Genomic DNA, 25,099 nt, shown 5'->3' on the forward strand with positions numbered 1-25,099 from the left:
GAAGTCTTTTTATACGTATTCCACTTTTTTGTATCTATGAACAGCAGCGATTAAAAGAAAAAAACTGCTCATTAACGTAACAACTACGGTATAGGTGACACTTTGTGACCAGTGCAATTGTTCAAGCAGGCGAGCGGCGTATTGTGACAGCGCTGCAGGACTCCACTTTAATTGATTCGTAAACAAAGTACTCAAAAATGAAAGTAACGCAATGATCAAAATGCTTACTCCAGCAATTCCTCCGCTTTGTAAAAGAAATGTTCCAGCTGCCACTAAAACGGACAAGATAAAAATCAGCCACAGGCTGTATAAAAGAAAGCTAACTAGCATATGAGTCCAATCCACATATGAAAATAAAAGATTTGTATAATACCATGCTGCTATATAGCTTATAAACGTTGAGCCAATGACGAGTACGATTTGCGCAGCCCATTTACTCATAATGTATTGAAGGACGCTCACCGGTCTCATCATAACAAGAACAGCAGCATGATTTTGTCGTTCATTTGAAATTATATTCATGCTTGCTAGTACAATCAGTAAAGTTCCTATTGTGCTATATTGTGAAAGGACACCTTGCATTACTTCTTGACCGGTGGGCGTAGGAAGTTGAATAATTGCTCCTTTTGGTAAATTCCCTGCCATGTTAATGATTTGTGGCATATAATAATTCGTTAAAGGCTGTGTGATGCCTAGTAAAATTAGAGAGATTGGCAGCCAAATTCCTTTGCCGTTCGCAAATAATTCATGCAGTTCCTTTTTAAATAAGACTCCAAATGTGTTCATTTGTTCATCACCTCTAGATACACATCTTCGAGAGAATGCTGTTTTCGTTCAAATAAAACAAGGTTTGCTTGTTGATCAACAAGCAGTTGAAGCAGTTGCTGCTGCTGAGATGTATCTTTTACACTTACAGTGGCTTTATAAGGAGAATGAAACAGCACCTGTTCACTTGGCAGACTGCTAAGTGATCCAGGGAGCCTTTCTTCTGTTTCAATCGTAAAAGCAGGAGCCGTAAACTCTTGGCGCAGCGAACTCTTTGTTCCATTCCATTTCATACGTCCTTTTTTAATCATAATAATGTTATCGCATATTTGTTCTGCATCATGCAAAATGTGAGTTGAAAAAAGGATGGTCGTATCTTTTTTTAATGTTTCGATAATCAGTAGGACATCTTTTCTGCCTTCAGGATCCAAAGCCGAAACCGGTTCATCTAGAATTAGCAGTTCAGGTTTATGTAACAAGGCTTGCGCCAAGCCCAAACGTTGTTTCATTCCTCCAGAAAAGCCAGCAATTTTCTGCTTTTCCTTTCCTTTTAAACCTACAGTTTCAAGTACTTCATCTATTCGGTGGGAAAGCACATTTTTTGAAATGTTAGATAAAAGACCTAAAAAAGTTAAATACTGCTGAGGCGTCATCCAATTAAAAAACGTAGGATGCTGTGGCAGAAAGCCAATAAATGATCGTACGTCTTGATGCTGTTTATCTTCAAAAGAAATTTTCCCTTTATTAGGTGCAGTAAGACCTGCAATCATATGCAAAGTAGTCGTCTTACCTGCACCATTAGGGCCTAACAACGCTGCACATTTTCCTTTGTCGAGATTAAATGAAAGGTTATTCACAACAGTTGTATTACGATACGCTTTTGTCAGTCTTTCTACTTGCATAAACATCTTAGCTCCACCTCACTGTTTTTTACGTCCTAAAACAAAATATAAAACGGGCCCAACTGTACTTACACATAAAATGATGAGTCCCCATAACCATTTTGGCCCGTTTGTCTCTTCTTGCTTTATGCAGCTTATCAATGCTGGAATCATTAGAAGCAATTGTAAGAATAGAATTGGAGCAATTAACAACCAGTTAATGTCCTTCATTTACATCCCCCTTTTTCTTCGTGCTGGAAGCCAAATAATAAAAAACCAATAAAACAGCGTCGGCATTGGAATTTGAATCAGTCCCCATATTCCCCAAAACCATGGATGAGCGCCGCGTTTTTTTGCATTGATAAAAAGTAGAAAGCTTTGAAGAAGGAGAAATGGTGAAATAAACAGCACAAGAATCCATTTTTCATTCATTATAAAAACATCTCCTTTTTTCGTTTATAGTGAAAAACGATAAAAGAAATAGGAGCAACAATGATCCCAATTACTTCAATAGCAATAAACAAGGCGGGTATTTGTAAAATAGCAGTTGCCATTACCGTTAAAATAACAAGTGCTGTTAATGTAAATAAACATAACTCTTTCCGGAAAGCTTTTTTCTGCTTTTGTTTTTTAATGAGAAGCTGTTCTTGAATTGCATGAAGAGAAATACGTTCATGACTTGCTAAACTCTCTAGCTGCTCCCAATCTTTTTTTAAAGAATGTAAGGACTGATTGTTATTTTCTTCTCTCATTCTTTCCACTCCTTTCTCAGTATGTTTACTCCTTTATTTACTCTTGATTTGACCGTTCCTGCTCGCATATTCAGCATATGGGCAATCTCATCGTATGTGTATCCGTAATAATGTCGAAGCAAGACAGGAATTCGAAAGCGCGAATCGAGTTCATTAAAATCGGAAAACATCTCGCTCCATTCCACTCCTTTGTATTTAGCTTTCCACTGAAGCTGGTGCGATAAAGACTGCTTTATTCGCTGGAGACTGCTTTTTTCCCGTTTTTGCTTACGCAAATAATCCATGTACAGTCTTGAAGCAATGGATATCATCCAAGTCGAAAACTTTGCTTCATTTTTGTATGAAGAAAGATTCACGTAACACTTCATCATTGCTTCCTGACACAATTCACTGCATAAGTCCTCATCTAATGTCAGCTTTAAAAGGTATTTATATAAAAATGAATGATAGCGCTGAAATAATAATGAAAAGGCATCATCATCACCTTGTAATGCTTTTTGGACAAGGATGAAATCATCTTGTTCCAAAGCGGTCACCCCTCCTTTTTGTTTCATCACCTATATGACGCTTTAGCGATTGAAATCGTTCATTTTTTATATAAAAAAAACGCCCCGCAGGACGTTTTTATTTAGTACGAAGTATTTTTAATCCTTCTTCATCTTCTTCTAAGGGATAGACTTCGTCGTTTTTAGCGAATAAAACACCGTGGAAGATTTGAAGGTCATCATCACAGGCTTCACAAAATTCCTTTTCGCCTTCGTTCCAAAAGCTAAAAAGCGCTAGTTCATCGCTACGCACGCTTGCATATTTTTGATGAAATTCATAAATCATCATCGCATAGTAGCGAAGCGCTTCTTCTTTTTTTTCAAATTCAATAGTTTCAATAATATCTTTTTCCCAGCCTTCTAAAAATAGCCAAGGTTCACAATCACTTTTTATTTTATGAACTCTCCATTTATCTGTCATGCTAGAACATCTCCTTACTTACAGCTTACTTCTAAAATTTCTCTTTTCCTTATTATTCAGCAAAAATAACTTTGAATCAAGTAAAACGGAAAAAAACGCCTATTTTCAGGAAATAGACGCTAACAATGTGGCTTAATCTGAACTTCTTTTTTATATTAATAATAGCTCCTTAAACTATAAGGAACTAAACTGCCCGTATAATACTGGGTAATGGGAGGAAAAACGCCTGCTGAAGGCGTGATTTTCCCCCACCAAGATGGTTTTTTGCCCCACCAGTTGTCCATCGCTCCATCAGGTGAAACGACAAATCCAATTGGACGTGCAAAAAAAGGCATAAAATACGGATAGAACGAATACTGAAAAGGCGTATAGAAAGAAGAGTAAAACATCTCTTTCCTTATCCGTTTCCGAAGCCGTTTTGATCAGAACCATCGGGATCGAGCGTATTTGTATTAGAAAGTCCCGAATTTGTATTTACACAAATTCCTGTATTTGAAGAACCTGAACCTTGTGCAGTTTTACTGTTACTTTTTGGAGAAACATAGTACGTATCGCCAAACGTAACGACTCCTCCTGTAACGTTTGGAATCACTACATGATTAATAACAATCGGCATTATCCTCACCCTTTTTATTTTCATCGTGATGTAATATATGAACGATTTATCAAAAGGGTTATACATTAATGGATATAAATAAAAAATCCCCCTGCAGAGTGGGGTATTTTTACGCTTTTACCTCTTTTTTAGAATGACTTAATTCATCTCGCAGAATATCAAAATCTCGTTCTGCTACTTCTTCAATTTTAGTATACAATTCATTTTCTGTTAGAAGTCCTTTTTCTTCAAGTATTTCGACAAGAGCCTTAAACTTTATTCTAGATAAAAGCATTTCGTTTACCGTGCTCTCTGTTGGCTGTTCATTTTTTACTTGTTCTTTTGCTTTAACAGGTTCTTGCTGCAGCTTCACCCTGAAAACAATATTCGTATGATCTGTAATTTCAGGTGACTGATAAAATGTGCTATGCGAAATGTTTTTTAGTGTTAGCGTTTCTTTTGTCTCCATATTTGTTACTTCAAAATACGGATCCTCAAAAAATACATCATATTTATCATAAGCTGCTTTGCCTACAACCGAAAAAGAAAAGTTTAGCCTTTTCAACTCTTCACCTGTATTCGCATCAGTAATCATTTTTTCTTCAAACATATCAACGTGAAAATTTACGTTATTAATCATTAGTTGTGTCAATTTAATCGCCTCCTTCTTTATTAATACGACACGGAGTGACAAGTTCCCTGTTTTTTTATATAAAAAAACATCTCCCAAAAATGGGGATGTTTTTCAAGGAGCTAGAAAAATGCTCTTTTTTTAGCTCTACAATTCTTCTTCTGCTTTCTCATATTTGCGTTCATGCGCCGTATCTTCTTCGTTATCACGAATGGTTTTTTGGAGCACAAAAGCAGACATTGTTAAGTATAAAGTTCCAACGGCATAATAACCTTTTACCGGTAATGATGCATCTAAGGTATAAATTCCTATAAACATAGCTAATAGTGCTGTAATAAAAGCTGTCCATGCTAAAAATGTAAAAGCTGCTGTATTACGCTTTTTCATCGTATGACCTCCTCTTTTCCTTTTTCTGTTAAGCGTCGCTTTCATTTTACATTGTAAAATAATTGTTGTCATGGGTATTTATAGTCAGTTACCCTTTTAATCAGAACAAGAAACGGAAGATTTTAGGTCTTACATCCTATTTTTATCATAAAGCTTTTTTTCGAAATGATTAGATATATGGAATTTCTCTTTAAAAGTATGTTCATTCGTTTTCATTAAGAAAAGCTCCAAGTAATTATTGCAATAAAAAAATCATCGCCGAGACGATGATTTTTTGTTTAGCCTTCAAAGTATTCTTTATAAAAGCCGCCGACTTGGCCAGTGTTATCAACAACAAAATAAAACTCTTCTGTTTCATTTTTCACATCATATGTTTTTCCTGCTGTTAAGACATTTTCAACCACGAATTTTTTTGCATCTGTATGTATGCATTTTACTTGTTTAATGGTTGGACGATCGTTCCATTCTAAATGAATCATGTATGTACACTCCTTTGTTTTCATTCAAGATTCATTTTATCTTACTTGAAGTAAAAAAGAAACGGAGCGAATTTAAAAATTAAAAAATTCGCTCATGCACTTTTTTTTTGGCAACTGTTGCTTGTACAAACTGTGCCGTTTGTGCAACAATTGTGTCTTTATCAAAATCCATCGACGCAACATGGTAAGAGTTTCGAAGCATGTGCTGCCTTTTTTCTGCTGATTGAATATGGTTTAAGATATAAGCTGAATTCTCAGGCGGTACTACGTTATCAACTGTTGATGTTAGTACTAAAGCCGGGCACGTTACATAAGATAAGCGTTCTTTTGTTTCATCCATTAAAGAAAGCAGCTCACGCATAGAGCGCACGGGTACTTTATCGTACGTAATTTCATGTACGTTTGGATCTTTAATATCAGGATGCTCTTCTTTTAAATAACGAGGCGTATGACGAGAGCGATAAGGCTCCATTGAAGGAATGGACGTCATAGCCGGATTAATTGCAATAACTCCGTCAAGGTCTAATCCTTGGCTTGCTGTATGAAAGGTAAGAGTGCCTCCCATGGACTGACCCAAAATAAATACATGACGGCATTCTTGCTTCAAACGCTGATACCCAGTTAAAAAGTCTTGCTTCCATTCCTGATACGTTGTTTGTTCAATATCATAGTAGTGAGTACCATGTCCCGTTAGTCGCAAACCGTACACAGTAAAACCTTTTTTAGCTAATTCTTTTCCGATATATTCCATACTTTGAGGAGTCCCCATAAATCCATGAGAAACAAGTATACCAATGTCGTTGCCTTTATAATAAAAAGATTCTGCGCCTTGAATTACGTCATAACGTTCCATTTTCTTCACCCTTTACCACAAATTTTCTGACTAAATGAACTATCTTTATAGTACACCTATAATTCCTATAAGTCAACTGGGGTATTTATTTTTTTGCGATTTAAAAAAACGAAGCAAGAATTATCTCTTGCTTCGTTCTTTTTGAATATGTGGAAATACTAGCTCAGCAAACGTATATGCTTCTTCTAGATGCGGGTAGCCTGATAAAATAAACGTATCAATTCCTAGCTCTTTGTACTCTTTTAACCGATCCGCTACAATTTCAGGACTGCCAACAAGAGCAGTTCCAGCACCTTCTCGTGCTAAGCCAATTCCCGCCCATAGATTCGGAGCAATCTCCAGTGCACCTCTATCTTTTGTGCCACTGTGCAAACTTGACTGTGTTTTTTGGGCAGTGGAGTCAAATGAGGCAAACTTATCTTGAAACGCTTTGATCGTATCATCATTAACATGTTTAATTAATTTATCTGCAGATTCCCACGCTTCGTCTTCCGATTCTCTTACAATAACGTGCAGGCGAATACCAAAGCGAATGTCCCTGCCTTCGTTTGCAGCTTTTTCTTTCATCTCATCAATTTTTGTTTTAATCACCGCAGGCGGTTCTCCCCATAACAAATATACATCTGCATGCTTTGCTCCTACTTCTTTTCCTGCTGGAGAAGACCCGCCAAAGTACAGCGGAGGATACGGTTTTTGGACAGGAGGCGATGGAATATACGCGCCTGTTACATCAACATGCTCTCCTTTATAATCCACTTTTTTTCCTTCCATTACATCTCGCCAAATCGTTAAAAATTCATCTGTTAACTCATAGCGTTTATCGTGGCTTAAATAGTTGCCGTATGTTGCTTGCTCCACGGGATCTCCTCCCGTCACAATATTTAACATAAGTCGGCCGTTTGACATTTGATCAAATGTCGAAGCCATCCGTGCTGAAAGTGTTGGAGACATTACACCCGGGCGAAGTGCAATTAAAAACTTCAGCCGATTCGTAACGGAAGCAAGTGCCGATGCAATCACCCATGAATCTTCACAATTTGAACCAGTAGGCAACAAAGCGCCGTCATATCCTAGATAATCCAGTCCATGTGCGATTTGCTTTAAGTAGTGAATGTCGCTTGTTCTGCTTCCTTCGGTTGTGCCTAGATAATGTCCGTCGCCTGCTGTAGGGAAAAACCATAAGATGTTCATTTCTATTTCCTCCTAAATATTCTCGTATTCTATATAAAACGTTTTCATATTGTTTGTTTAATTCTTGTCCGCTAATTATAGAGATGCATTTTTATATTAGCGTATGTAATACGACTCTTTTTATTTATTAAATTAGTAAAATCATAATACCTCTTTAACCTATATGTCAAGTATGAATTGGAATAAAAAAAACAAGAATTAAAAGTAATTCTTGTTTTCTTTATTTCCTCATACGTGAAGCCATCGCGTTAGCAAGGGTTGATTTTGTTGATATATTTTCAAACGATAAACCTAAATGAGAAGCGGTAATCGCGATTTCAGGACGTACCCCAGAGATAGTTGATTCTACACCTATTAATTTTAATGCATCAATCAGCTGGAAAATCTGATGAGCAACCATCGTATCAACAATAACTACTCCTGAAATGTCAATATAAAGGTGATTCACTTGCTGTTCAGCGCAGCGAGTTAACGTATTTTCTAAAATTCGGCGCGCTCTTGCTGTGTCGATATCCCCAACAAGCGGAAGAATCGCAATATGATCGCTTAATGGAATAACTGGCGAGCTCAGCTCATTGATCAGCTCTTTGTGTGCTTCAAGCAACCGCTTTGAATGCTGATGGTGCTCTTCTACAAATTTATAAACGGTGATATCAAATACGCGTACAATCAGTTCGTTCCATTCGTCTAGTTCTTCTTGCGTAATATCTTGCTCGTACTCTTCTACAAATTGATTTAAATACGTTAAATACTGTTTTCTAACTCGGAAAAATTCTCGAATAATATAATGAATAGGCGTTCTTACATGCTCTCCGTCTTCCGCAATCTTTAAAATCCACGTTTCAAATGAATCAAAAAATTCTTTTTCACTTTTTATAAATACATCGGCTATGTATAAATGGAATTCATTATTTTGATCTTTTAATACTGAAATGACTTCCGGATGAGTAGATGCATAAACCGATTCTGGGTCATTGTCTTCAATGCTTTCATACCATTCTTCCGTAAGTTGATCTGCATGTTTTAAAAAAAACATTCGAAGTGCTTCATTTTTATTCAAAACGATTCCCCTTTCCATACCAGCTACTACTATCATTATAATTCAACTTTTTCACCCTTACTAGCTTTATGAAAAGAGAAGAAAGAAAATTATTCTTTTAAATACGTGTAGTTTATGATTTTATGCTACATTGAAAATAGCTATAAAAACACAAAGGAGTTTTCAAATGATACGAACGTTAGCTCTTACGAACGATGACAAACTTGTGAAACATATACAATTAGATCAGATTCACGATCCCTCTATTCAGTACTATTGGATTGACTTTAACTGCCCTTCTGAAGAAGAAGCGCTGCTGCTTCAATCATCCTTTCACTTTCATCCGTTAGCGATTGAAGATTGCTTTCATTTTCTGCAGCGCCCAAAACTCGATTATTATGAAGGATACAGTTTTTTTGTCCTTCATTCGTTAAATCGTCAAACGTTAGAAGCTGAAGAAGTTGACCTTTTTATCGGCGAAAATTATATGGTTACTTTTCATTTTCACCCGTCAGCTGCAATTGATAAAGTATGGGAAAAGTTGCTTCATACACCTTTGATTCAAGAAAAAGGAATAAGCTATCTTGCTTATTCTGTGATGGATAAAGTGGTAGATGAATATTTCCCCACTGTATATCAGATTGAAGATGAGCTGAATGATATAGAAAACATAGATGCAAAAAAATCCATTTCTGTTTTAATGGAAGATGTATTCAAACTTCGAAGTGATTTGCTAAAAATCAGAAGAACTATTCTGCCTATGCGCGATTTGTTGTACCGTGTTATAAATTCTGAACGCCTAGATGTTCACCCTGAACAAAAAAGGTATTTTAAAGATGTCTATGACCACTTATTAAAATTAGCCGATATGATTGAATCAAATCGGGAAATGACGTCTGATATGCGCGATAATTATCTTTCTCTTAATTCAAACCGGATGAATTCAATCATGATGACACTGACTGTTATTTCATCTATCTTTATCCCCCTTACCTTTATCGTTGGCGTATACGGAATGAATTTTGAAAATATGCCTGAGCTAAAGTGGCACTATGGCTATTTCTTTGTGCTTGGCTTCATGGGACTGATAACGCTGGGGTTAATTTTATGGTTCAAGCGAAAAGGCTGGTTTAATACTGATAAAGAGTAGAAAGATTGAGACATAACGAAATCAATCCAATGCAAAGACGAACAAATTGGATAAGTAAGCTAGTGCTGTCAATTTCCGCACAAGACTTCGCTTTCCGTGGGCGGCCAATGAGCCTCCTCTTCGCTTAGCCTCCTGCGGGGTCTCACCTGTTCCGCTTTTCCCGCAGGAGGCTTTGCCTTGCCTTACAATTAACAGCTATTACATACGGTAAATCTACGTTCACCATCACAATGAAAAAATCTGAACGAGTTGAATTCTCCGTTAAGAATCTGGATTGATTGTTCGGATCTTCCCATAGAAAATACGTCTGTCCCAGTTTCTTTTCTATGGGAAGATAACTTGTTATTTCCCGAAAATATTCATAAAATAACATGCTTACGTTTCCTTTTTTGAAAAAGTTTCATAAGATAGTGAAAATAATGCTCAAAAAGGAGGCTGAAGTAGTGGATATTAAAGGCAAACACTTGCTAATGGATGCGTTCGAATGCGATGAAGTGATATTAAACGACCCTTCACTCTTAAGGAGAATTCTTGTTGAAGCTGCACTAGATGCAGAGATGGAAGTTTTGCACTGTTATTTTCACCAGTTTATGCCCCAAGGCATTACAGGCATTCTCGTATTAGCTACCTCTCACTTGTCTATTCATACGTGGCCGGAGGAAAACTACGCTTCATTAGATTTTTATACGTGCGGAGACAAAAAAATAATTGAAATTGGTTATGCGTTGCTGAAGCAATTAGCTTCAAAAAAAGCTGTTGTGTATTCGATTTCTCGCGGAATTCAATACGCCGAAACTCCAACAAAAAATCGTCAGCATGCTGAAAACACTCGTCTTCTCAATCGTGGAGATGACTCAGATCACATTAGTCTAAAGCAACTCTTATCAGGCCAGCATGACATTTTGTTTCATCAAAAAAACCGTATTCAAGATATTCAACTGATTAAAGCATCGGATATTCGAATGTATTTGGATGAACAGCTGCAATTTAGTTCATTGGATGAACATGCGTACCATGAAGCTCTTGTACACCCTATCTTTGCAGTTTCCTTACGTCCTCACCGCATTCTTATTCTAGGCGGTGGAGATGGTTTAGCTTTACGAGAAGTCCTTAAATATAAAGAACTTAAAAAAATAGACCTTGTGGAAATAGATGCTGACGTTGTAAATGCTGCGATGAATGTAGAAGAATTAAAGAAGTTAAATCAACGCTCATTTGAAGATTCTCGTGTCACCGTTCATATTCAAGATGCTGTTGACTACCTCTCTTTGAATTCAGCGTGTTATGACATCATCATTATTGACTTTCCTGATCCTACTAACGAAAAAATAAGTGCTCTTTATACAAAAGAATTTTACGCACTTCTCCACCGTTCACTATCGCGCAGCGGCTTGGTCGTATGTCAGTCAAATTCTCCTAGAGACACACCTATCGTTTTTTGGAGCATTAATAAGACGATGAAAGCTTCTCAGTTTTATACGTTGAGCTACCACACCATTATTCCTTCTTTTGGAGATTGGGGGTTTCACATCGGCTCGAAAACACCTTTGTCTGCCCCTATACTCTCTACTGATGTTTCATCTACTACGCTGCCGTCAGACTTTACTAAGTTAATGCGTTTTTCTCCCCATTCTCTTTCCAAAAAACAGTTTGCAGTTGTGAACTCTGCTGAGCACTTGGTTCTGCATAAAATATTTAAAAAAGAAGGCTTATATTTGTAAAAAAGAAAGCTTGGCTTATACATTCCTTTTCTTTTGACATACTAAAACAGTCTCGTCACCACTGTGCAACAGAAAGGATTGTTATGAGAAAAATTTCGGTTTTTGTTATCTTAGTGCTAACTGTTATTTTCCCTTCCCCCGCTTTTAGCCAAGTGAAAGTGCCTGTATTGATTTACCATTCTATTGATACCTACACAGGCCACGGGGAAAAAGAACTGTATGTGACGCCTGAAAATTTTGAGAAACAACTTCTTTATCTTAAAAAGCAAGGATATACGCCGCTAACATTTGAAAAATGGCAGGAACTAACGCATGTGAAAAAACCTATATTTATTACATTTGACGATGGATATAAAAATAATCTTACTATCTTGCCCATTTTTCAAAGAGCAGCCAGCATTCAATTTCATCCAGCGGCTACAATTTTTGTGATTTCAGATTTTATCGGCCGTCCCAACCGTTTGTCGCCAGCGGATTTAAAAAAATTTGTTGATTCAGGATTTTTTTCTATTCAGTCTCATACTGCTACTCATCCGGATTTAACTAAGACGAAAAATTTATCCTATGAGCTAGGTAATTCAAAACGAAAAATTGAAGCCATTACGAGCCAGCCCGTTATTGCTCTTGCTTACCCTTACGGAAAGGTCAATAGCCGTGTAGTGGAAGAAACAAAAAAGAATTATACATTTGGTCTTTCAACAATTCCAAAATTTTTCACTGAAAGCGGACAAAAGGATGAAAACTATCTTATTCCCCGTCTGTATGTCACGTATTCTACAACGATTGAAGATTTTGCTAAGCTATTAAAAGAAAGCTAAAAACCCTTTCCTTTTAAGGAAAGGGTTTTTAGAATTTTGTTATCTCTAGTCCTCGCTCTTGCTGCCATTCAGCATAAAAAACTTCGCTGTATTTTTTAATTTTCTTGATTGCAAGCTGTTTTTTTAACCATTTTTCGTCTACGTTTGCTTCTTTCAAATTATCAGGCACTACTTTTCCATCCATGATTAAAGCAATCGGTAAATTGGTTTGAGAATAAGGGATGTTTAAATCATTTTTCGTCGGAGGGCCGAATTCATGTTTAGGAGCGACGCTCACCTCTCCATTTGTTTCTAAAATGACGTATTCTGCTTCATACAGTGAAAAATACCCTTGCTGTCTCATTAGATGCTGAAGCTGATTCAAGTCCAAGTTGTTTTTCTTAAGCTCTTTATAAAGGATTTTCCCTTTATAAATAATCATTGAAGGCTTTCCTTCAAGAATCCCTCTAAATCCTGTAAAGGTTTGAGATAGCTTTGTCACTGCGTAGATCAGAAGCCCCCAAATCAAAACACTATAAAGAATTTCAGTTAGCTCTACTCCTTTTTCAAGAGCTGCGTCCCCCACAATATTTCCCAGGACAAGCGTGGTAATAAAGTCAAACGGAGTGATTTGAGCAAACTGCGTCTTACCTAAAAGCTTCAGCATAATAAATAGCGCTAAAAATCCACATATCAGTTCAATCGCAATATCTTTATACATCGATACCCTTCCTCTATAGCAAGCATGTTATAGTATCAGTTTGTATCATATGTGAGAGTGATAAACCTGACTTTTTATTTTTCTTTCCTTCTTTCTCCAGTTATAGAACTTTTGATTAAGCTTTTTTCTTACTTGCATAGGTTTCTAACGTTGCATATTGATTAAAAATGGATGCGGCTGCTTTTTTCCCTACATACCTGAGGTGCCATGGTTCGTATTTATAGCCGGTAACCTGTTCTTCACCTTCAGGGTATCGAATAATGAATCCGTAGTGATACGCATTTTTTGAAAGCCAATGAGACTCTGATGTAGCACCGAAGCAGTCTGCGGCAGCACACATTCCACTTCCTCCCGTGACATCGATTGCTAGTCCCGTTTCGTGTTCACTTGTTCCAGGGTAGGCGCTATAGGCGCGTGCTTGTTCTTCTCCGTCTCGCTTTGCGTAAAATGCAAAAAGCTCTTTTTGACGCTCGTGAGATCGATAACCGGATACACCAAGTAAGCTGATTCCCTCTTTTTCAGCATCTCGGAAAAGTTCTTCAAGCGCTTGTGCTGCAGGCTTTCTAAGCATTCGTTTTTCTATATTTTCGTTGAAGATAAACGGAACGTCGGCATAGACTAAATCGGAAGGCTGATAGGATTCAGGAAGCTGATGCTTTTTATTAACTAAAGCCGTAATCGATCCTGGATTGGCTATTACCACTGTTTCGTCTACATTAGGTTTCGTTAAAGTTGGAAAAGCTGATGAGCTTTCTAGTTTTTGAGCCTGTCCATTTTTTGTGAATTCTCTGGCAGGCTTTGATGAAGAATTGCTTGTTCCGCACCCTGCTATCATCAGCGTAAAAGCTAAAGAACAAATAAATAAAAAGTATTTCATGATGTCTTACTCCTTTCAAACGGCTTTTGATGCGCTACAAAAGCCTATACAGAAAGGATAAAATATAAATGTTTCTGTCTGTTATTCAGTTGTTTCAAACTTGTAAACACTCTTAAAAAAATTCAAGGTGTGAAAAAATAGAAATAGACTGCCTAAGCAGTCTATTTCAAAAAGATAATATACGTATGAACTTGATTTTGCGTAAAGTTCGATGCAACTAGTTTATTTCCTGATTGACTCCAAGCAAGCTGATCAGCAGCATAGTCTAAATTTACGTTTAAGTGTGTAACATCTCCAGTTAATCCATCTGCTATGAATATCCCTTTATCTCCCTCTTTTTCAGAAATAAAGTTATAGGCTAATTTCGAACCGTCGGGAGACCAGCTTACGCCAAAAATTTGAGTGGACAGAGCAAGCTGAAAGGCCTCTGATCCTTTTAAATCTGTGATAGACAGCGTTCTCGTTTGGGCATCTTTTTGCTGAACGAGCGCTAATTGTTTTCCGTTTGGAGATGGGATAATCGAAATCACATTATCTCGGATTTTTTCAGGGTCCGTCTGTTCGTTATGAAGAAAAAAAAGCTGGTTGTTTACACCAATATAATAAATACCACCTATTCCTTTAACTGCATCTAAGATTCGATCGTCTCTGTGCAACAGAGGTTCTGCTTCTCCTTTTATATTTGCTTTAGAAAGCTTTCCTTCCATTGTAATAAACATTACTTCTGAATTATTAAGCCACTCTCCGCTTGATGGATAGAGAAGAACATTCTTTATTTTAACCGTTTTTTTTGTTTGAAGGTTCATTATATAACCAAATGTATCTTCGCCTTTTGCTACTTTATAAAAAAGATATTCACCATTTGGAGAAAGCTTGGCCGCATGTTGAATTTCATTGCTTGGATGCAACACAAAAGTAGACTTGTTTTTTAGATTATAAGTAGCTAAATTCTGTGCATATACCTCTTTGGGACCGAAATCGTGCGAACGAAATTGTTTATTTTCTTTACTAACGATCATTGTGTTTTCGTTTAAAAATTGAAACGCCCTTACGCCGTTAATATCCTGAACATCTTTCACTTCTATTTTTCCATTTTTATCTACTTGGTCCAATACAGTAATTTTCTTGTCGGGTTTTTCAACGGTTTCTCTATGGCTTTCTTTTTGTCCGCATGATGTTAAAATAAGAAAAGTGCTTGCTATACATATCATTAATCTATACCGTTTCAATAACGGTTCACTCCTTTTAGCTAACTCATTTCTCTGTTTTCAAAGGAAACGACACTTTGAAAATCGTCCATTTAGAGTCAGAATGGTGCAGCTTGATAACGCCTTTTTGTTTTTCAGTTAAATCTTTGGCTAATGCTAAGCCAAGGCCTGTACCTCCGGATAAACGCGACCGATCTTTATTTACAGTGAAAAATGGTTGAAATAATTTCTCTTCTGCTTCGGGTGGAATCCCTATTCCGGTGTTAGCTACATCCACAATAATAGAATTCTCTAAAGTGTAAGACGTTACTTCCACTTTTCCGCCTGGTTCATTATATTTAATAGCATTGTCAATTAAATTGATAAAAATGTGTATTAAGCTTTCACGATCAGCCCAAACAACTGCTTCTTTGATATTTGTATGAAGAGTCAAATCAAATTTAGCTGCTTTTCCTTTCATACGATCGCATATGTCTTCTAGAAGCCGCTTTAATTCAACTTGCTCTGGTCGCTGCTCGAAATCATATTTTTCAAGCGCTGAAAGCTTTAAGATTTTATCTACCATTTCATGAAGGCGATTCGTTTCTTTACGAATATTCTGCACGCCGTCTTCCATAAGCTGAGGATCATCTCGATACATATCAAGTAAGTCAACATAAGCTTTGATCGATGTTAAAGGCGTCTTAAATTCGTGGCTGATGTTACCGATAAACTGCTTTTGCTGCTGTTCAAGAGACTGCAGTTTCGAAATAGCAAATTCAAGCTTTCTTTTTTCTTCATTCATTTGATCGATATTTTTTTCAATCGACGTACTCATAAAAAACAAGCCTTGACTAAGCTCTCCAAGTTCATCGCGTCGTTTAAACGGCACATCAGTCAAATAATGGCCTTTTCGAATCTGCTGTGAAGTTTTTTGAAGGGTAGCGATGAGCGAAGCAATGCGATAAAAATAAGCGTAGCCAATTAAAAAAGCTGCTGCTGCTGCAATCGTTCCTCCCATACGAAATAAGTGCCTAATATCAGCTATAAACTGCTGATTATTTTTTAGGGAATGGTCAAAACGGATGGCTCCAATAAATTGATTATCGATTGACACAGGTGCGAAGTAAATAAGGGAAGAACCCGAGATTTGATAGGCTATTTTTTCTTTCAAAGCATAGCTAAGCGTATCAGAAACATCCACATCTTTTTGGCCGATGGGAATAGAGCTTCCTGCTTCCTGTCCTTTTTGATTATATAGGACTGTTTGCATTCCGCTTTGTGATGCAATCGAAGATGCAAGGCGCTGTCCTTTTTGCTGAAGAAAAGAATCTGTATTCAGAGACGGTTCACCGGTTAAATAACTTTGATGAATCGTCTGCTCCGCTGCTTTGCTTTTTTGAATAAGTTCACTTTCTAGCTGATCACGCTGATTTGTCTCAATTCCTTTTAACACAAGTACGCTCAGTACGGTTACTGTTAAAATAATTAAAAAAGCAAGAACGAGTCCCATCTTAGCTTTTAGGCTGATTTTCATTCATTGATCCCTGCTGTCGCTTTATACCCAACCCCATATACCGTTTGAAGCAAATAAGGTTCTGCTTCTCCTACTTTTTTTCGAAGGCGCTGCATGTGAATGTCTACCGTACGTGTACCGCCTGCATAATCCATTCCCCAGACAAGATCTAGTAAATCTTCTCGTGTGTACACTCTCTCTAAATTGGCAAGTAATAAAGCAATAAGATCAAACTCCTTTGGTGTAAGCTTAACTAACTCATTGGCAACATGTAACGTGCGCTGAATTAAGTTCACCTTCACTTTTCCCACCGTGATTTCTCCCACAGCTTCAGGAGCTTCATTTTTTTCCATTCGCCGAACAAGTGCTTTAGCTCTAGCTACAAGTTCTCTTACGTCAAAAGGCTTGGTCATATAATCATCTGCGCCTAACTCTAAGCCTAGAACTTTATCGACGATATCATTTTTAACCGTTAACAAGATAATCCCCATTCCTCTTCGATTCTCAAGTTTTCGGCATACTTCATAACCGGTTAATTTCGGCATCATCACATCCAATATCATCACGTCAGGTTGAAAGCTTTTTACTTTTTCAAGTGCTTCTTCACCGTCAGATGCGGTGTCTACAATATATCCTTCGCGCTTGAAAGCATAGGATACCGCTGTAGCAATACTTTTTTCATCATCAACTACTAAAATCTTTTTATTCAATGTATCACGTACTTTCATTTGATATTTCTATTCGTCTATCTTATCAAACAGCTTTCCCAAAAACATCTCCAAGTTGTTTCGAAATTGTAAACAAAAATAAAAACACCATATAAGATGGCGTTTTTTTAGATCTAATATTCATTTGTAAAAGGAAGGATTTTATGCGTATTCAAATATTGATGAAGCAGATCTATACGCTGCTCGCTGCTAATAAAACCAATGTATCCGTCCGGTCTAATAACGTACAGAGCATCTTTTTGAAGCCCTGCTTTCTTCAAGTAAGGGTTCCAAGAAAACTCGTGCAAGGAGAAGTCTTTTTCTTGCATGCTCTTTTTTAGCTTCTCTGCTGCTGTTCCATAGACATGTATTTGCCAGTTTAAAGACTGTAAAGATTCAAAATTCCCTTCTACATAAGGTAATCGATCACCACTTTGCACATTTGTCCCTTGCCCGCTGCTTAAGTCACTATTTCGATACTTAATGCGGATTTGAGATAAAATCGTAAATGCTTTGTGACGGGGATAAGGGAAACGAAATAAAAAGGATAGTACAGGCGGAAAGATATGCTTCCTAAAAAATTGACTCGTTTTATCTCGTGCCACCATTCGCTTAAAAGCGCGATCAGTTGTATTTACAAGCAGCTCTGCAAAAGGCAACCTTTCTTCTTCGTATGTATCTAATATGGAAAGTGCCGCTTTGTGTTGAAGGACAGCTGCTAATTTCCATGAAAGGTTGACTGCATCTCCAATTCCTGTGTTCATTCCTTGTCCCCCTGCAGGACTATGAATATGGGCTGCATCTCCACTTAGAAAAATACGCCCCTGTCGGAAACGACTTGCTACTCTGTGATGGATATGATATGTCGAGAACCAATTTATACCCTCAACCTGAGCACCAAATGTTCGTTGAATAAAAGCGTAAATGTTTTCAGCTTTTACATCGTTTTGCCCCCCAAAAGTTGAAGGAATAATGCCGATCATTCGATACGTTCCTTTACTTCTAACGGGCATACAAATCAAAAATTCTTCATTGCTAAATGAAATACTGATTTTTTGATCCTTCATCACTTCACCAGAGCCGTGAACATCCATCACATAAAAATGCTGTTTATATTTTTCTCCTTTAAACTCTATCTTCATTTGCTTGCGAACGGTACTGTGTGCTCCGTCACATCCACAAATATACTTAAAATAAGCGGTTTCCTCTTGTTGTGCTTTTAATAAAGTTTTTACCTCTTCTCCGTGTTCAGCTAGAGATAGTAACTCCGTCTTCCATTCTACTTCGATCCCAAAATTTTTTAATTTTTCAAGCAGAAACCGCTCGTGGTCGTCCTGTGGAAATGTAAGAACAAAAGGAAAAGGACTTAATCCTTCTCCTAAAGATCCTAAATGAACTTTTGCTTTTATTTTATTCTTCACTCGGACGTATACATCTTCCATCTTAATCCCGCTGTCTATGACTTCATCTGCAAAACCGAACTGCTGATAAAATTCAAGTGTTCGCGGTAAAATAGCCATTGCCCGGGAGGCTTGCCCAGGTCCGTCGCTTCTATCAATAATTCGAAAAGGAATGTTATGTCTGGCTAAATTGTAGGCCATAACGAGGCCAGTAGGGCCGGCACCAACGATTAGGATTTGTGGATTCATCATCATCTCTCCTTTTCATTCAGTTACAGTATCTTTTATATTGAGCGAGACTCCTCTTTTTTTACAGAAGATGCAGGTAAAGCAGAAGCAAACAGAGCACACAAACTTATTAAAGAGATAAGAGCTAGAGCAGATACAGAAGGATTCCATGTCAGATGTTCTCCAAAGAAAAATAGTTCTCTTACGCCATCTACCATAAATCTCATCGGCAGCCATGGATAAATCCACTCTCTATAAAAATCAGGCATAATTTCTGGGGCCATTGAAAGCAAAGGTGCGCCAAAAAATAGAACAATAACGAAAATCGGGAGTCCCTTTAGTCCTAGCCATGAAAGTACGGCTGATATCAAGGTGAAAAAACTGAAGTAAGCAATAGCTAAGAATAGTGCTGTATCCAAAAATGAAGGAACGCTTATTCCAACTACTTCAGCTAGCCACACAAGCCCAAAACCAGCAGCTAAAGCAAGTATAACCCCGATGATTACGAATCCTACTTGGTTAACGATTTTCTCTTTACGAGAAGAAAACGTGATTTTTTGAAGGCTGAGGAAGACCATTGCAGCACCGGCTATACTTGCCATCCACAGCGGCTGAAATAATGAAACGGGGGCATTTCCGTTGACACTATGAGTCCCTGTTTCGTTTACGTTTATCACTGTCTTTTGAATCGGTGCAGCGAGTGCTAATGCTTGGTTTGCACTTAGTTGCGTTCCGTTTTGTTCAAATCTTTTCACTAGCTGCAAGCGCATATTTTCATTCATCTTATCAACTGCCCCGTTTAGCACCTGACTTGCTAGGATTGAAGCAGCTGTATTCATTCCTTGATTCACTAATAATTTAATAGCAGGTGCATCAGGCTTAGCCGTCTGAAGAGTCGACTGTTTTTTTGTGAAATCTTTTGGAATGATAAGCGCCCCGTAGTATTGTTGATTATTTAACCCTTTTTCAACTTCTTTAGTATTTGAGACAAAGATCCATTTAACCGAAGACTGTTCGGTACTTGCCCCTTTCGTATTTTGTTCGATTTGATTTCCTATATTTACATTACCCTTTGCTGGAACTGTCATTCCTTCGTCAGCATTTACGAATGCGATTGGCAAATTCTTAGGTGCTGAGCTTGCCGAAGGAATTAAGGTTAGAATAAAGATAAAAATAACAGCTACTACTATAATTGGTGAAAAATATATAAGCTTTTGATTACCTAATTTCATGTAGATCTCTCCTTTTTATTTTAAGGATATACACGTTAACGAAAAGATAATGTACATGATGTTGATTAGTGATCACTATGTAAATTATAATAAATTTACCTGTATTCTCAATATGCAATAATAGCGGGAATGTCGATTACTTAACACAAAGCATATAACTGTTCATTATTAAAGAAAAAAGTAGGTGTTTAAAAGCTGTGAGGAATTCAAAAACAGATCGCAGAATTATTCGAACGAAAAGATTTATCCGAGATGCTTTGACAGAATTAATGGAAGAGAAAGGGTTTGAAGGTGTAACGGTCAGGGATTTGACGAAAAAAGCGGATATTAATCGCGGAACTTTTTATTTACACTACCAAGATAAATACGATTTGCTTGAAAAAAGCGAAAATGAAGTTATTCAAGAGATAAAAGAATTTATCAAAAAAGCAAATCCCAATGAGATTGTGTCTGCTAATTTAAAAGAACAGCCTTTGCCGTTTATTATTACACTTTTTGAATATATTCAAGAAAATGCACCTTTTATGCAGGTTATGCTTGGTCCAAAAGGAAATCCTGGCTTTCATCTTAAAATTAAAGAAGTTATGAAAACCAATATGCTCGAAAAATTAGAACTTATGGATAATAAAACGCCTCCGCTTGTTCCACTTGAACATTTAATGTCTTACGTAACGTCAGCGCATCTTGGAGTTATTCAGCACTGGTTAGAACAAGGTATGAAGCAGTCACCGCGAGAAATGGCCCTGACACTCGCTAGCATGACTTTTTTGGGTCCTGCTTATGTTGCAGGCATTAAACGAACATAAAAGAACCTGCTATTCTCTAAGAAAATAGCAGGTTCTTTTTATTAACCTTCTAGTAATAAAGATTCTGGATCTTCTAATAGTTCTTTAACAGTAGCTAGGAAGCTTACGGCTTCTTTGCCGTCAACGATACGGTGATCGTAAGAAAGTGCAATGTACATCATCGGACGATTTTCGATACGCTCTTCATCAATTGCTACCGGACGAAGCTGAACTTTATGCATTCCTAAAATACCAACTTGAGGCCCATTTAAAATTGGTGTAGACATTAATGAACCGAATACGCCGCCGTTTGTAATTGTGAACGTGCCACCTTGTAAATCTTTTAATGCTAATTTGTTGTCGCGCGCTTTTTTCGCTAAATCAACGATAGATCCTTCGATACCAGCGAATGTTTTGCGGTCAGCATCACGTACAACTGGAACAACAAGACCGTCTGGAGCTGACACAGCAATACCGATATCATAGAATTTTTTAATTAATAACTCGTTTCCTTGAATTTCAGCATTTAATAATGGATACTTTTTAAGTGCTGCTACTACTGCTTTTGTAAAGAATGACATAAAGCCAAGTCTTACGTCGTGCTGTTCAAAGAATTTGTCTTTGCGTCGTTTGCGAAGAGCCATAACAGCAGTCATGTCTACTTCGTTAAACGTTGTTAGCATGGCCGCTGTTTGCTGAACTTCAACGAGACGTTTGGCAATTGTTTGACGACGACGTGACATACGTTCGCGTTCAACAGGTTTATCGCTATTTTCACTTGCCGCTGGAGACGGAGATACCGGGTTAGCTGGCTTACTTGCTTGTGCCTGCTGCTTTTGCTCATTTGATTTTTGGTCTGCATACGAATCAATATCATGTTTGCGCACACGGCCAAGAGGATCAGTAGTTGGCACTTGATCTAGCTTAATCCCGCGTTCTCTTGCTGCTTTGCGAGCTGCAGGAGAAGCAATTAGCCATTGTTTTTGATTTCCTTGCTGAGGCGCTTCAGCTGCTGGCGCTACTTCTTCAACAGTTTTTTGCTGAGCTGGAGCCGCTTCTTGCTTTGGTGCTTCCTCTGCTGGTTTTTCTTCAGCTTTTGGTGCTGCTGGTGCTGAAGCTCCTTCTTTCGCTTCAAGACGTGCAATTGTTTCACCAACTTGCACTGTGTCGCCTTCGCCAGCAAGAAGTTCCGTTAGTACACCAGAGTCTTCAGCAGTAATTTCAACGTTAACTTTATCTGTTTCAAGTTCAACGATATAATCGCCTTTTTCAACGAAATCTCCTACTTGTTTTAGCCATTGTGCAACTGTTCCTTCAGAAATTGATTCTGCTAATTCCGGTACTTTAATCTCTCCCATGGTTCATTCCCCTTCCTTATCGTGTAACAACGTCGTTAGCAATTTCATTTTTAGTTAATGCATCTTGTAAAATACGTTCTTGTTCTTGTCTGTGAACTGTTGGATCTCCTTCAGCTGGACTTGAGCGTCTTGTGCGTCCGATGTAGTCAACCGTAGCTCCTTCTGGTGCTACTTCACGCAGTCGATCTTCTACATAGTTCCATGCGCCCATGTTTTCCGGCTCTTCTTGTAACCAGACAATCTCTTTTAAATTTTTATAGCGAGCAAAGATTTCAGCAATTACGCGTCTTGGGAACGGATAAATTTGTTCTAGACGAAGGACGTGTAGCCAATCTTTATCATCTTCTGCTTTGTTTAGGCGTTCCGTTAATTCACTGCTGATTTTTCCGCTGCACAGAACGATTCGTTCAACTGTATCTTCTTTTTTGCCTAATCCAGGCTGTTCTACTACTAAGCGGAAAGAGCCTTTTGTAAACTCTTCAAGGTTTGACACACTAAAAGCATTACGAAGCAAACTTTTTGGTGTCATAACTACTAGCGGTCTTACTTCTTCGCGCTGTAAAATGGCAGCTTGTCGTCGAAGTAAGTGGAAGTATTGTGCAGCGCTTGTTACGTTTGCGATTGTCCAGTTGTTTTCACCAGCTAGCTGTAAATAACGTTCTAGACGAGCGCTTGAGTGTTCCGGTCCTTGACCTTCATGGCCGTGTGGCAGCAATAAGACCATTCCAGATTTTTGTCCCCACTTAGCACGGCCTGCTGCAATAAACTGGTCAATAATAACTTGACCTGCATTGGCAAAATCACCGAACTGTGCTTCCCAAAGAACAAGCGTTTCCGGAGCAAATACATTATAGCCGTATTCAAATCCAAGAACGGATCCTTCTGATAATGGACTGTTACGAATATCAAAGGAAGCGCTTACGTTCTTCATTGCGTGTAGTGGTGAGTAAACATCCCCTGTCTTATGATCATGAAGAACAAGATGTCTATGTGCAAACGTACCACGTTCAGAATCCTGGCCTGTAATACGAATTGGCGTGCCGTCTCTTAAAATCGTAGCAAATGCAAATGCCTCACCCAATGACCAATCTACGCTTTCATTTTCTTCAAACGCTTTGGCACGTTTAGATAAGATGCGATCAAGTTTTGGAAATACGTTAAATCCTTCAGGGTATTTCACCAGCTCTTGATTCACTTCAAACAGCTCTTCTTTTGTAACCGATGTATCAATATCTGAAATTCCTTTGAAGACTGCTTGTGGCATTTCCATAATTCTATGTTGCTTTTCAGCTTTTGGCGGTACTTTCTCATAAGCTGCTTTTAACTTCGCTTGTAATTCTTCATTAATTTGATCTGCTTGGCCGCTTTGAATTACGTTTTGTTCTTCAAGCTGCTTTGCATACATAGCACGAACCGTTGGACGTTTTGTCACAATTTCATACATCTTCGGCTGCGTTACAGACGGTTCATCCATTTCATTGTGGCCAAATCGACGGTATCCAATTAAATCAATCAAGAAATCTTTATTAAAACGTCTGCGATACTCATAAGCAAAGTAAGCAGCAGCTAGACAGGCTTCCGGATCATCCGCATTTACGTGAACAATTGGAATTTCAAATCCTTTTGCTAAGTCACTTGCATATTTCGTTGAACGAGAATCGACGCTTTCTGTTGTAAATCCAATCATGTTGTTAGCAATAATGTGGATTGTTCCACCTGTTTGATAACCAGTCAATTGATTTAAGTTCAGCGTTTCTTGTACTATACCTTCACCAGGGAACGCAGCATCTCCGTGAATTAAAATCGCGAACGATTTTTTTACATCTTGTTTTGGGTATCCATTCACATCACGCTCATCTTGAGCTGCTCTTGTAAACCCTTCCACAACCGGATTAACAAACTCCAAGTGACTAGGGTTGCTAGCCAATGTCAAACGAGCTCGAACTGTGTTCTCTGCTTTAATTTGTTTGTCGGCACCCAGGTGATATTTTACGTCTCCCGTCCAGCCGTAGTTGATACCGATTGAACCTTCTGAAGGAACTAATTCCTTGTTAGGTGCATGCTGGAATTCTGCAAAAATCATTTCATACGGCTTGCCTAATACGTGTGCTAATACATTTAAGCGTCCACGGTGAGCCATCCCGATATTAACCGTTTTTGGGCTTGTTTCCACTGAGCGTGCAATCAGTTCATCTACAAGTGGAATTAACATATCTACGCCTTCAATAGAAAAGCGTTTTTGTCCGACAAATGTACGGTGCAAAAATTGTTCAAAGCCTTCTACTTCTGTTAAACGCTTTAATACAGAAGTTCTTTTCTCATTTGAAAGAGGTTGGAAAATAGCACCTGACTCGACCATATCAGTCAGCCACTTATTCTCTTCCATGTTATGTACGTGATGGAATTCAAACGCAATGGTTTTTGTGTAGACATCTGTTAAATAGTTAATTGCGTCTAAACCATTTTTGACGTGTGATGGCGCATTCGTACATAAAATATCAACCGGAATTGATTTCAAATCTTCTTGCGTTAAATTGTAATCTTCCAAGTGAAGCAAGACAGGATCTTTCTTCTCGCTTTCAAGAGGTTTAATTGATGCGTATAGATGACCATAAGCACGGATGTTTTCCGCTAGCTTAATAGCCGATGCAATTTTAGATGTGTTAGCTGAAGGTGCAGCCTGTGCGTATTCAGCTTGCTGAACCTGCTCGCTTTCGTTTAATGGAGGAGCACCCCAATAATCAAATAATTCTTTTAACTCTGGATCTACTAGATCTGACTGCTCTTCATATAACTCATACTGTTCTAATACATAGCCATAGTTCGGACCCAAAAATCCTTGCCAAGGCTCCCCTCTATTCGACGTTTCGTTACCCATGAT

At 38.0% G+C, this 25,099-nt stretch carries 28 protein-coding genes; 4 read left to right on the forward strand and 24 right to left on the reverse strand.

Annotated features, from left to right (window positions below):
• Window positions 1–9 precede the first annotated feature (9 nt).
• The 15 genes from AC1DEF_RS12080 to AC1DEF_RS12150 form a co-directional block, all read right to left on the reverse strand.
• Entirely contained in the window at window positions 10–786 is a 777-nt protein-coding gene (locus AC1DEF_RS12080) for an ABC transporter permease (RefSeq protein ID WP_097825143.1), read from the reverse strand.
• The gene (locus AC1DEF_RS12085; RefSeq protein WP_097825144.1) at window positions 783–1,673 is read right to left on the reverse strand and encodes an ABC transporter ATP-binding protein; all 891 of its coding nucleotides are present in this window, start codon (window positions 1,671–1,673) and stop codon (window positions 783–785) included. Before AC1DEF_RS12085 ends, AC1DEF_RS12080 begins: the two co-directional genes overlap by 4 nt.
• 12 nt (window positions 1,674–1,685) lie before the next feature.
• A complete protein-coding gene (locus AC1DEF_RS12090; RefSeq protein WP_013057569.1) occupies window positions 1,686–1,877 on the reverse strand; it encodes a PLD nuclease N-terminal domain-containing protein in 192 nt (63 codons plus the stop codon).
• A complete protein-coding gene (locus AC1DEF_RS12095; RefSeq protein WP_013057570.1) occupies window positions 1,878–2,078 on the reverse strand; it encodes a hypothetical protein in 201 nt (66 codons plus the stop codon).
• Window positions 2,078–2,398: a YxlC family protein gene (locus tag AC1DEF_RS12100; RefSeq protein ID WP_097825145.1), complete on the reverse strand. Its 321-nt coding sequence runs from the start codon at window positions 2,396–2,398 to the stop codon at window positions 2,078–2,080. Before AC1DEF_RS12100 ends, AC1DEF_RS12095 begins: the two co-directional genes overlap by 1 nt.
• Window positions 2,395–2,952 carry an RNA polymerase sigma factor SigY gene (gene sigY, locus AC1DEF_RS12105; protein ID WP_223260193.1) on the reverse strand — a complete coding sequence of 186 codons (558 nt, stop codon included), beginning with the start codon at window positions 2,950–2,952 and terminating at the stop codon, window positions 2,395–2,397. Before sigY ends, AC1DEF_RS12100 begins: the two co-directional genes overlap by 4 nt.
• A 70-nt stretch (window positions 2,953–3,022) precedes the next feature.
• On the reverse strand, window positions 3,023–3,364 hold the full coding sequence (locus tag AC1DEF_RS12110) for a DUF1033 family protein (protein WP_013083686.1): 342 nt from the start codon (window positions 3,362–3,364) through the stop codon (window positions 3,023–3,025).
• A gap of 155 nt (window positions 3,365–3,519) precedes the next feature.
• Window positions 3,520–3,699 (reverse strand): hypothetical protein, encoded by a 180-nt coding sequence (locus tag AC1DEF_RS12115; protein WP_141425891.1) that lies wholly within the window; start codon window positions 3,697–3,699, stop codon window positions 3,520–3,522.
• 62 nt (window positions 3,700–3,761) lie between these two features.
• Complete coding sequence (locus tag AC1DEF_RS12120; protein ID WP_013083687.1) at window positions 3,762–3,980, reverse strand: spore germination protein; 219 nt, start codon at window positions 3,978–3,980, stop codon at window positions 3,762–3,764.
• Window positions 3,981–4,089: 109 nt separating this feature from the next.
• Window positions 4,090–4,611, reverse strand: coding sequence for a hypothetical protein (locus AC1DEF_RS12125; RefSeq protein WP_097825147.1), 522 nt, complete (start codon window positions 4,609–4,611; stop codon window positions 4,090–4,092).
• A gap of 126 nt (window positions 4,612–4,737) precedes the next feature.
• A complete protein-coding gene (locus AC1DEF_RS12130; RefSeq protein ID WP_097825148.1) occupies window positions 4,738–4,977 on the reverse strand; it encodes a YiaA/YiaB family inner membrane protein in 240 nt (79 codons plus the stop codon).
• Window positions 4,978–5,255: 278 nt separating this feature from the next.
• On the reverse strand, window positions 5,256–5,456 hold the full coding sequence (locus AC1DEF_RS12135) for a DUF6501 family protein (protein WP_013057578.1): 201 nt from the start codon (window positions 5,454–5,456) through the stop codon (window positions 5,256–5,258).
• 79 nt (window positions 5,457–5,535) lie between these two features.
• Window positions 5,536–6,309 carry an alpha/beta hydrolase gene (locus tag AC1DEF_RS12140; protein WP_097825149.1) on the reverse strand — a complete coding sequence of 258 codons (774 nt, stop codon included), beginning with the start codon at window positions 6,307–6,309 and terminating at the stop codon, window positions 5,536–5,538.
• 120 nt (window positions 6,310–6,429) lie between these two features.
• A complete protein-coding gene (gene ssuD, locus AC1DEF_RS12145; protein WP_075420825.1) occupies window positions 6,430–7,500 on the reverse strand; it encodes an FMNH2-dependent alkanesulfonate monooxygenase in 1,071 nt (356 codons plus the stop codon).
• A gap of 220 nt (window positions 7,501–7,720) precedes the next feature.
• Window positions 7,721–8,596 (reverse strand): STAS domain-containing protein, encoded by an 876-nt coding sequence (locus tag AC1DEF_RS12150; protein ID WP_097825150.1) that lies wholly within the window; start codon window positions 8,594–8,596, stop codon window positions 7,721–7,723.
• Between the two features lie 130 nt (window positions 8,597–8,726).
• On the opposite strand from AC1DEF_RS12150, the gene corA reads away from it, so the two are divergent.
• The 3 genes from corA (at window position 8,727) to AC1DEF_RS12165 (ending at window position 12,228) form a co-directional block, all read left to right on the forward strand.
• Entirely contained in the window at window positions 8,727–9,689 is a 963-nt protein-coding gene (gene corA, locus AC1DEF_RS12155; protein ID WP_043981566.1) for a magnesium/cobalt transporter CorA, read from the forward strand.
• Between the two features lie 443 nt (window positions 9,690–10,132).
• A complete protein-coding gene (locus AC1DEF_RS12160) occupies window positions 10,133–11,410 on the forward strand; it encodes a polyamine aminopropyltransferase (RefSeq protein WP_097825152.1) in 1,278 nt (425 codons plus the stop codon).
• Between the two features lie 83 nt (window positions 11,411–11,493).
• Entirely contained in the window at window positions 11,494–12,228 is a 735-nt protein-coding gene (locus AC1DEF_RS12165; protein ID WP_097825153.1) for a polysaccharide deacetylase family protein, read from the forward strand.
• A 28-nt stretch (window positions 12,229–12,256) separates the two neighbouring features.
• Here the strand turns inward: AC1DEF_RS12165 and AC1DEF_RS12170 are convergent, their stop codons facing one another.
• The 7 genes from AC1DEF_RS12170 to AC1DEF_RS12200 all read right to left on the reverse strand — a co-directional run bounded on the left by AC1DEF_RS12170 (window position 12,257) and on the right by AC1DEF_RS12200 (window position 20,075).
• Window positions 12,257–12,928, reverse strand: a complete 672-nt coding sequence (locus AC1DEF_RS12170) for a DUF421 domain-containing protein (RefSeq protein ID WP_047932399.1) — start codon at window positions 12,926–12,928, stop codon at window positions 12,257–12,259.
• 115 nt (window positions 12,929–13,043) lie between these two features.
• Complete coding sequence (locus tag AC1DEF_RS12175) at window positions 13,044–13,805, reverse strand: M15 family metallopeptidase (RefSeq protein WP_097825154.1); 762 nt, start codon at window positions 13,803–13,805, stop codon at window positions 13,044–13,046.
• A 161-nt stretch (window positions 13,806–13,966) separates the two neighbouring features.
• On the reverse strand, window positions 13,967–15,034 hold the full coding sequence (locus AC1DEF_RS12180; RefSeq protein WP_097825155.1) for a TolB family protein: 1,068 nt from the start codon (window positions 15,032–15,034) through the stop codon (window positions 13,967–13,969).
• A gap of 25 nt (window positions 15,035–15,059) precedes the next feature.
• Window positions 15,060–16,529 carry a sensor histidine kinase gene (locus AC1DEF_RS12185; protein ID WP_097825156.1) on the reverse strand — a complete coding sequence of 490 codons (1,470 nt, stop codon included), beginning with the start codon at window positions 16,527–16,529 and terminating at the stop codon, window positions 15,060–15,062.
• Window positions 16,526–17,218, reverse strand: a complete 693-nt coding sequence (locus AC1DEF_RS12190) for a response regulator transcription factor (RefSeq protein WP_043981650.1) — start codon at window positions 17,216–17,218, stop codon at window positions 16,526–16,528. Before AC1DEF_RS12190 ends, AC1DEF_RS12185 begins: the two co-directional genes overlap by 4 nt.
• A 131-nt stretch (window positions 17,219–17,349) precedes the next feature.
• Window positions 17,350–18,864: an FAD-dependent monooxygenase gene (locus AC1DEF_RS12195; protein WP_255255809.1), complete on the reverse strand. Its 1,515-nt coding sequence runs from the start codon at window positions 18,862–18,864 to the stop codon at window positions 17,350–17,352.
• 35 nt (window positions 18,865–18,899) lie between these two features.
• Window positions 18,900–20,075, reverse strand: a complete 1,176-nt coding sequence (locus AC1DEF_RS12200; RefSeq protein WP_097825158.1) for a YhgE/Pip domain-containing protein — start codon at window positions 20,073–20,075, stop codon at window positions 18,900–18,902.
• A gap of 197 nt (window positions 20,076–20,272) precedes the next feature.
• On the opposite strand from AC1DEF_RS12200, the gene AC1DEF_RS12205 reads away from it, so the two are divergent.
• Window positions 20,273–20,881: a TetR/AcrR family transcriptional regulator gene (locus AC1DEF_RS12205; RefSeq protein WP_097825159.1), complete on the forward strand. Its 609-nt coding sequence runs from the start codon at window positions 20,273–20,275 to the stop codon at window positions 20,879–20,881.
• 41 nt (window positions 20,882–20,922) lie between these two features.
• On the opposite strand, the gene odhB is transcribed toward AC1DEF_RS12205, so the two are convergent.
• On the reverse strand, window positions 20,923–22,218 hold the full coding sequence (odhB, locus tag AC1DEF_RS12210; protein ID WP_014459542.1) for a 2-oxoglutarate dehydrogenase complex dihydrolipoyllysine-residue succinyltransferase: 1,296 nt from the start codon (window positions 22,216–22,218) through the stop codon (window positions 20,923–20,925).
• A gap of 16 nt (window positions 22,219–22,234) precedes the next feature.
• Window positions 22,235–25,096 (reverse strand): 2-oxoglutarate dehydrogenase E1 component, encoded by a 2,862-nt coding sequence (sucA, locus tag AC1DEF_RS12215; protein WP_043981558.1) that lies wholly within the window; start codon window positions 25,094–25,096, stop codon window positions 22,235–22,237.
• Window positions 25,097–25,099: the final 3 nt, after the last annotated feature.

Source organism: Priestia sp. 10L35 (assembly GCF_056395685.1).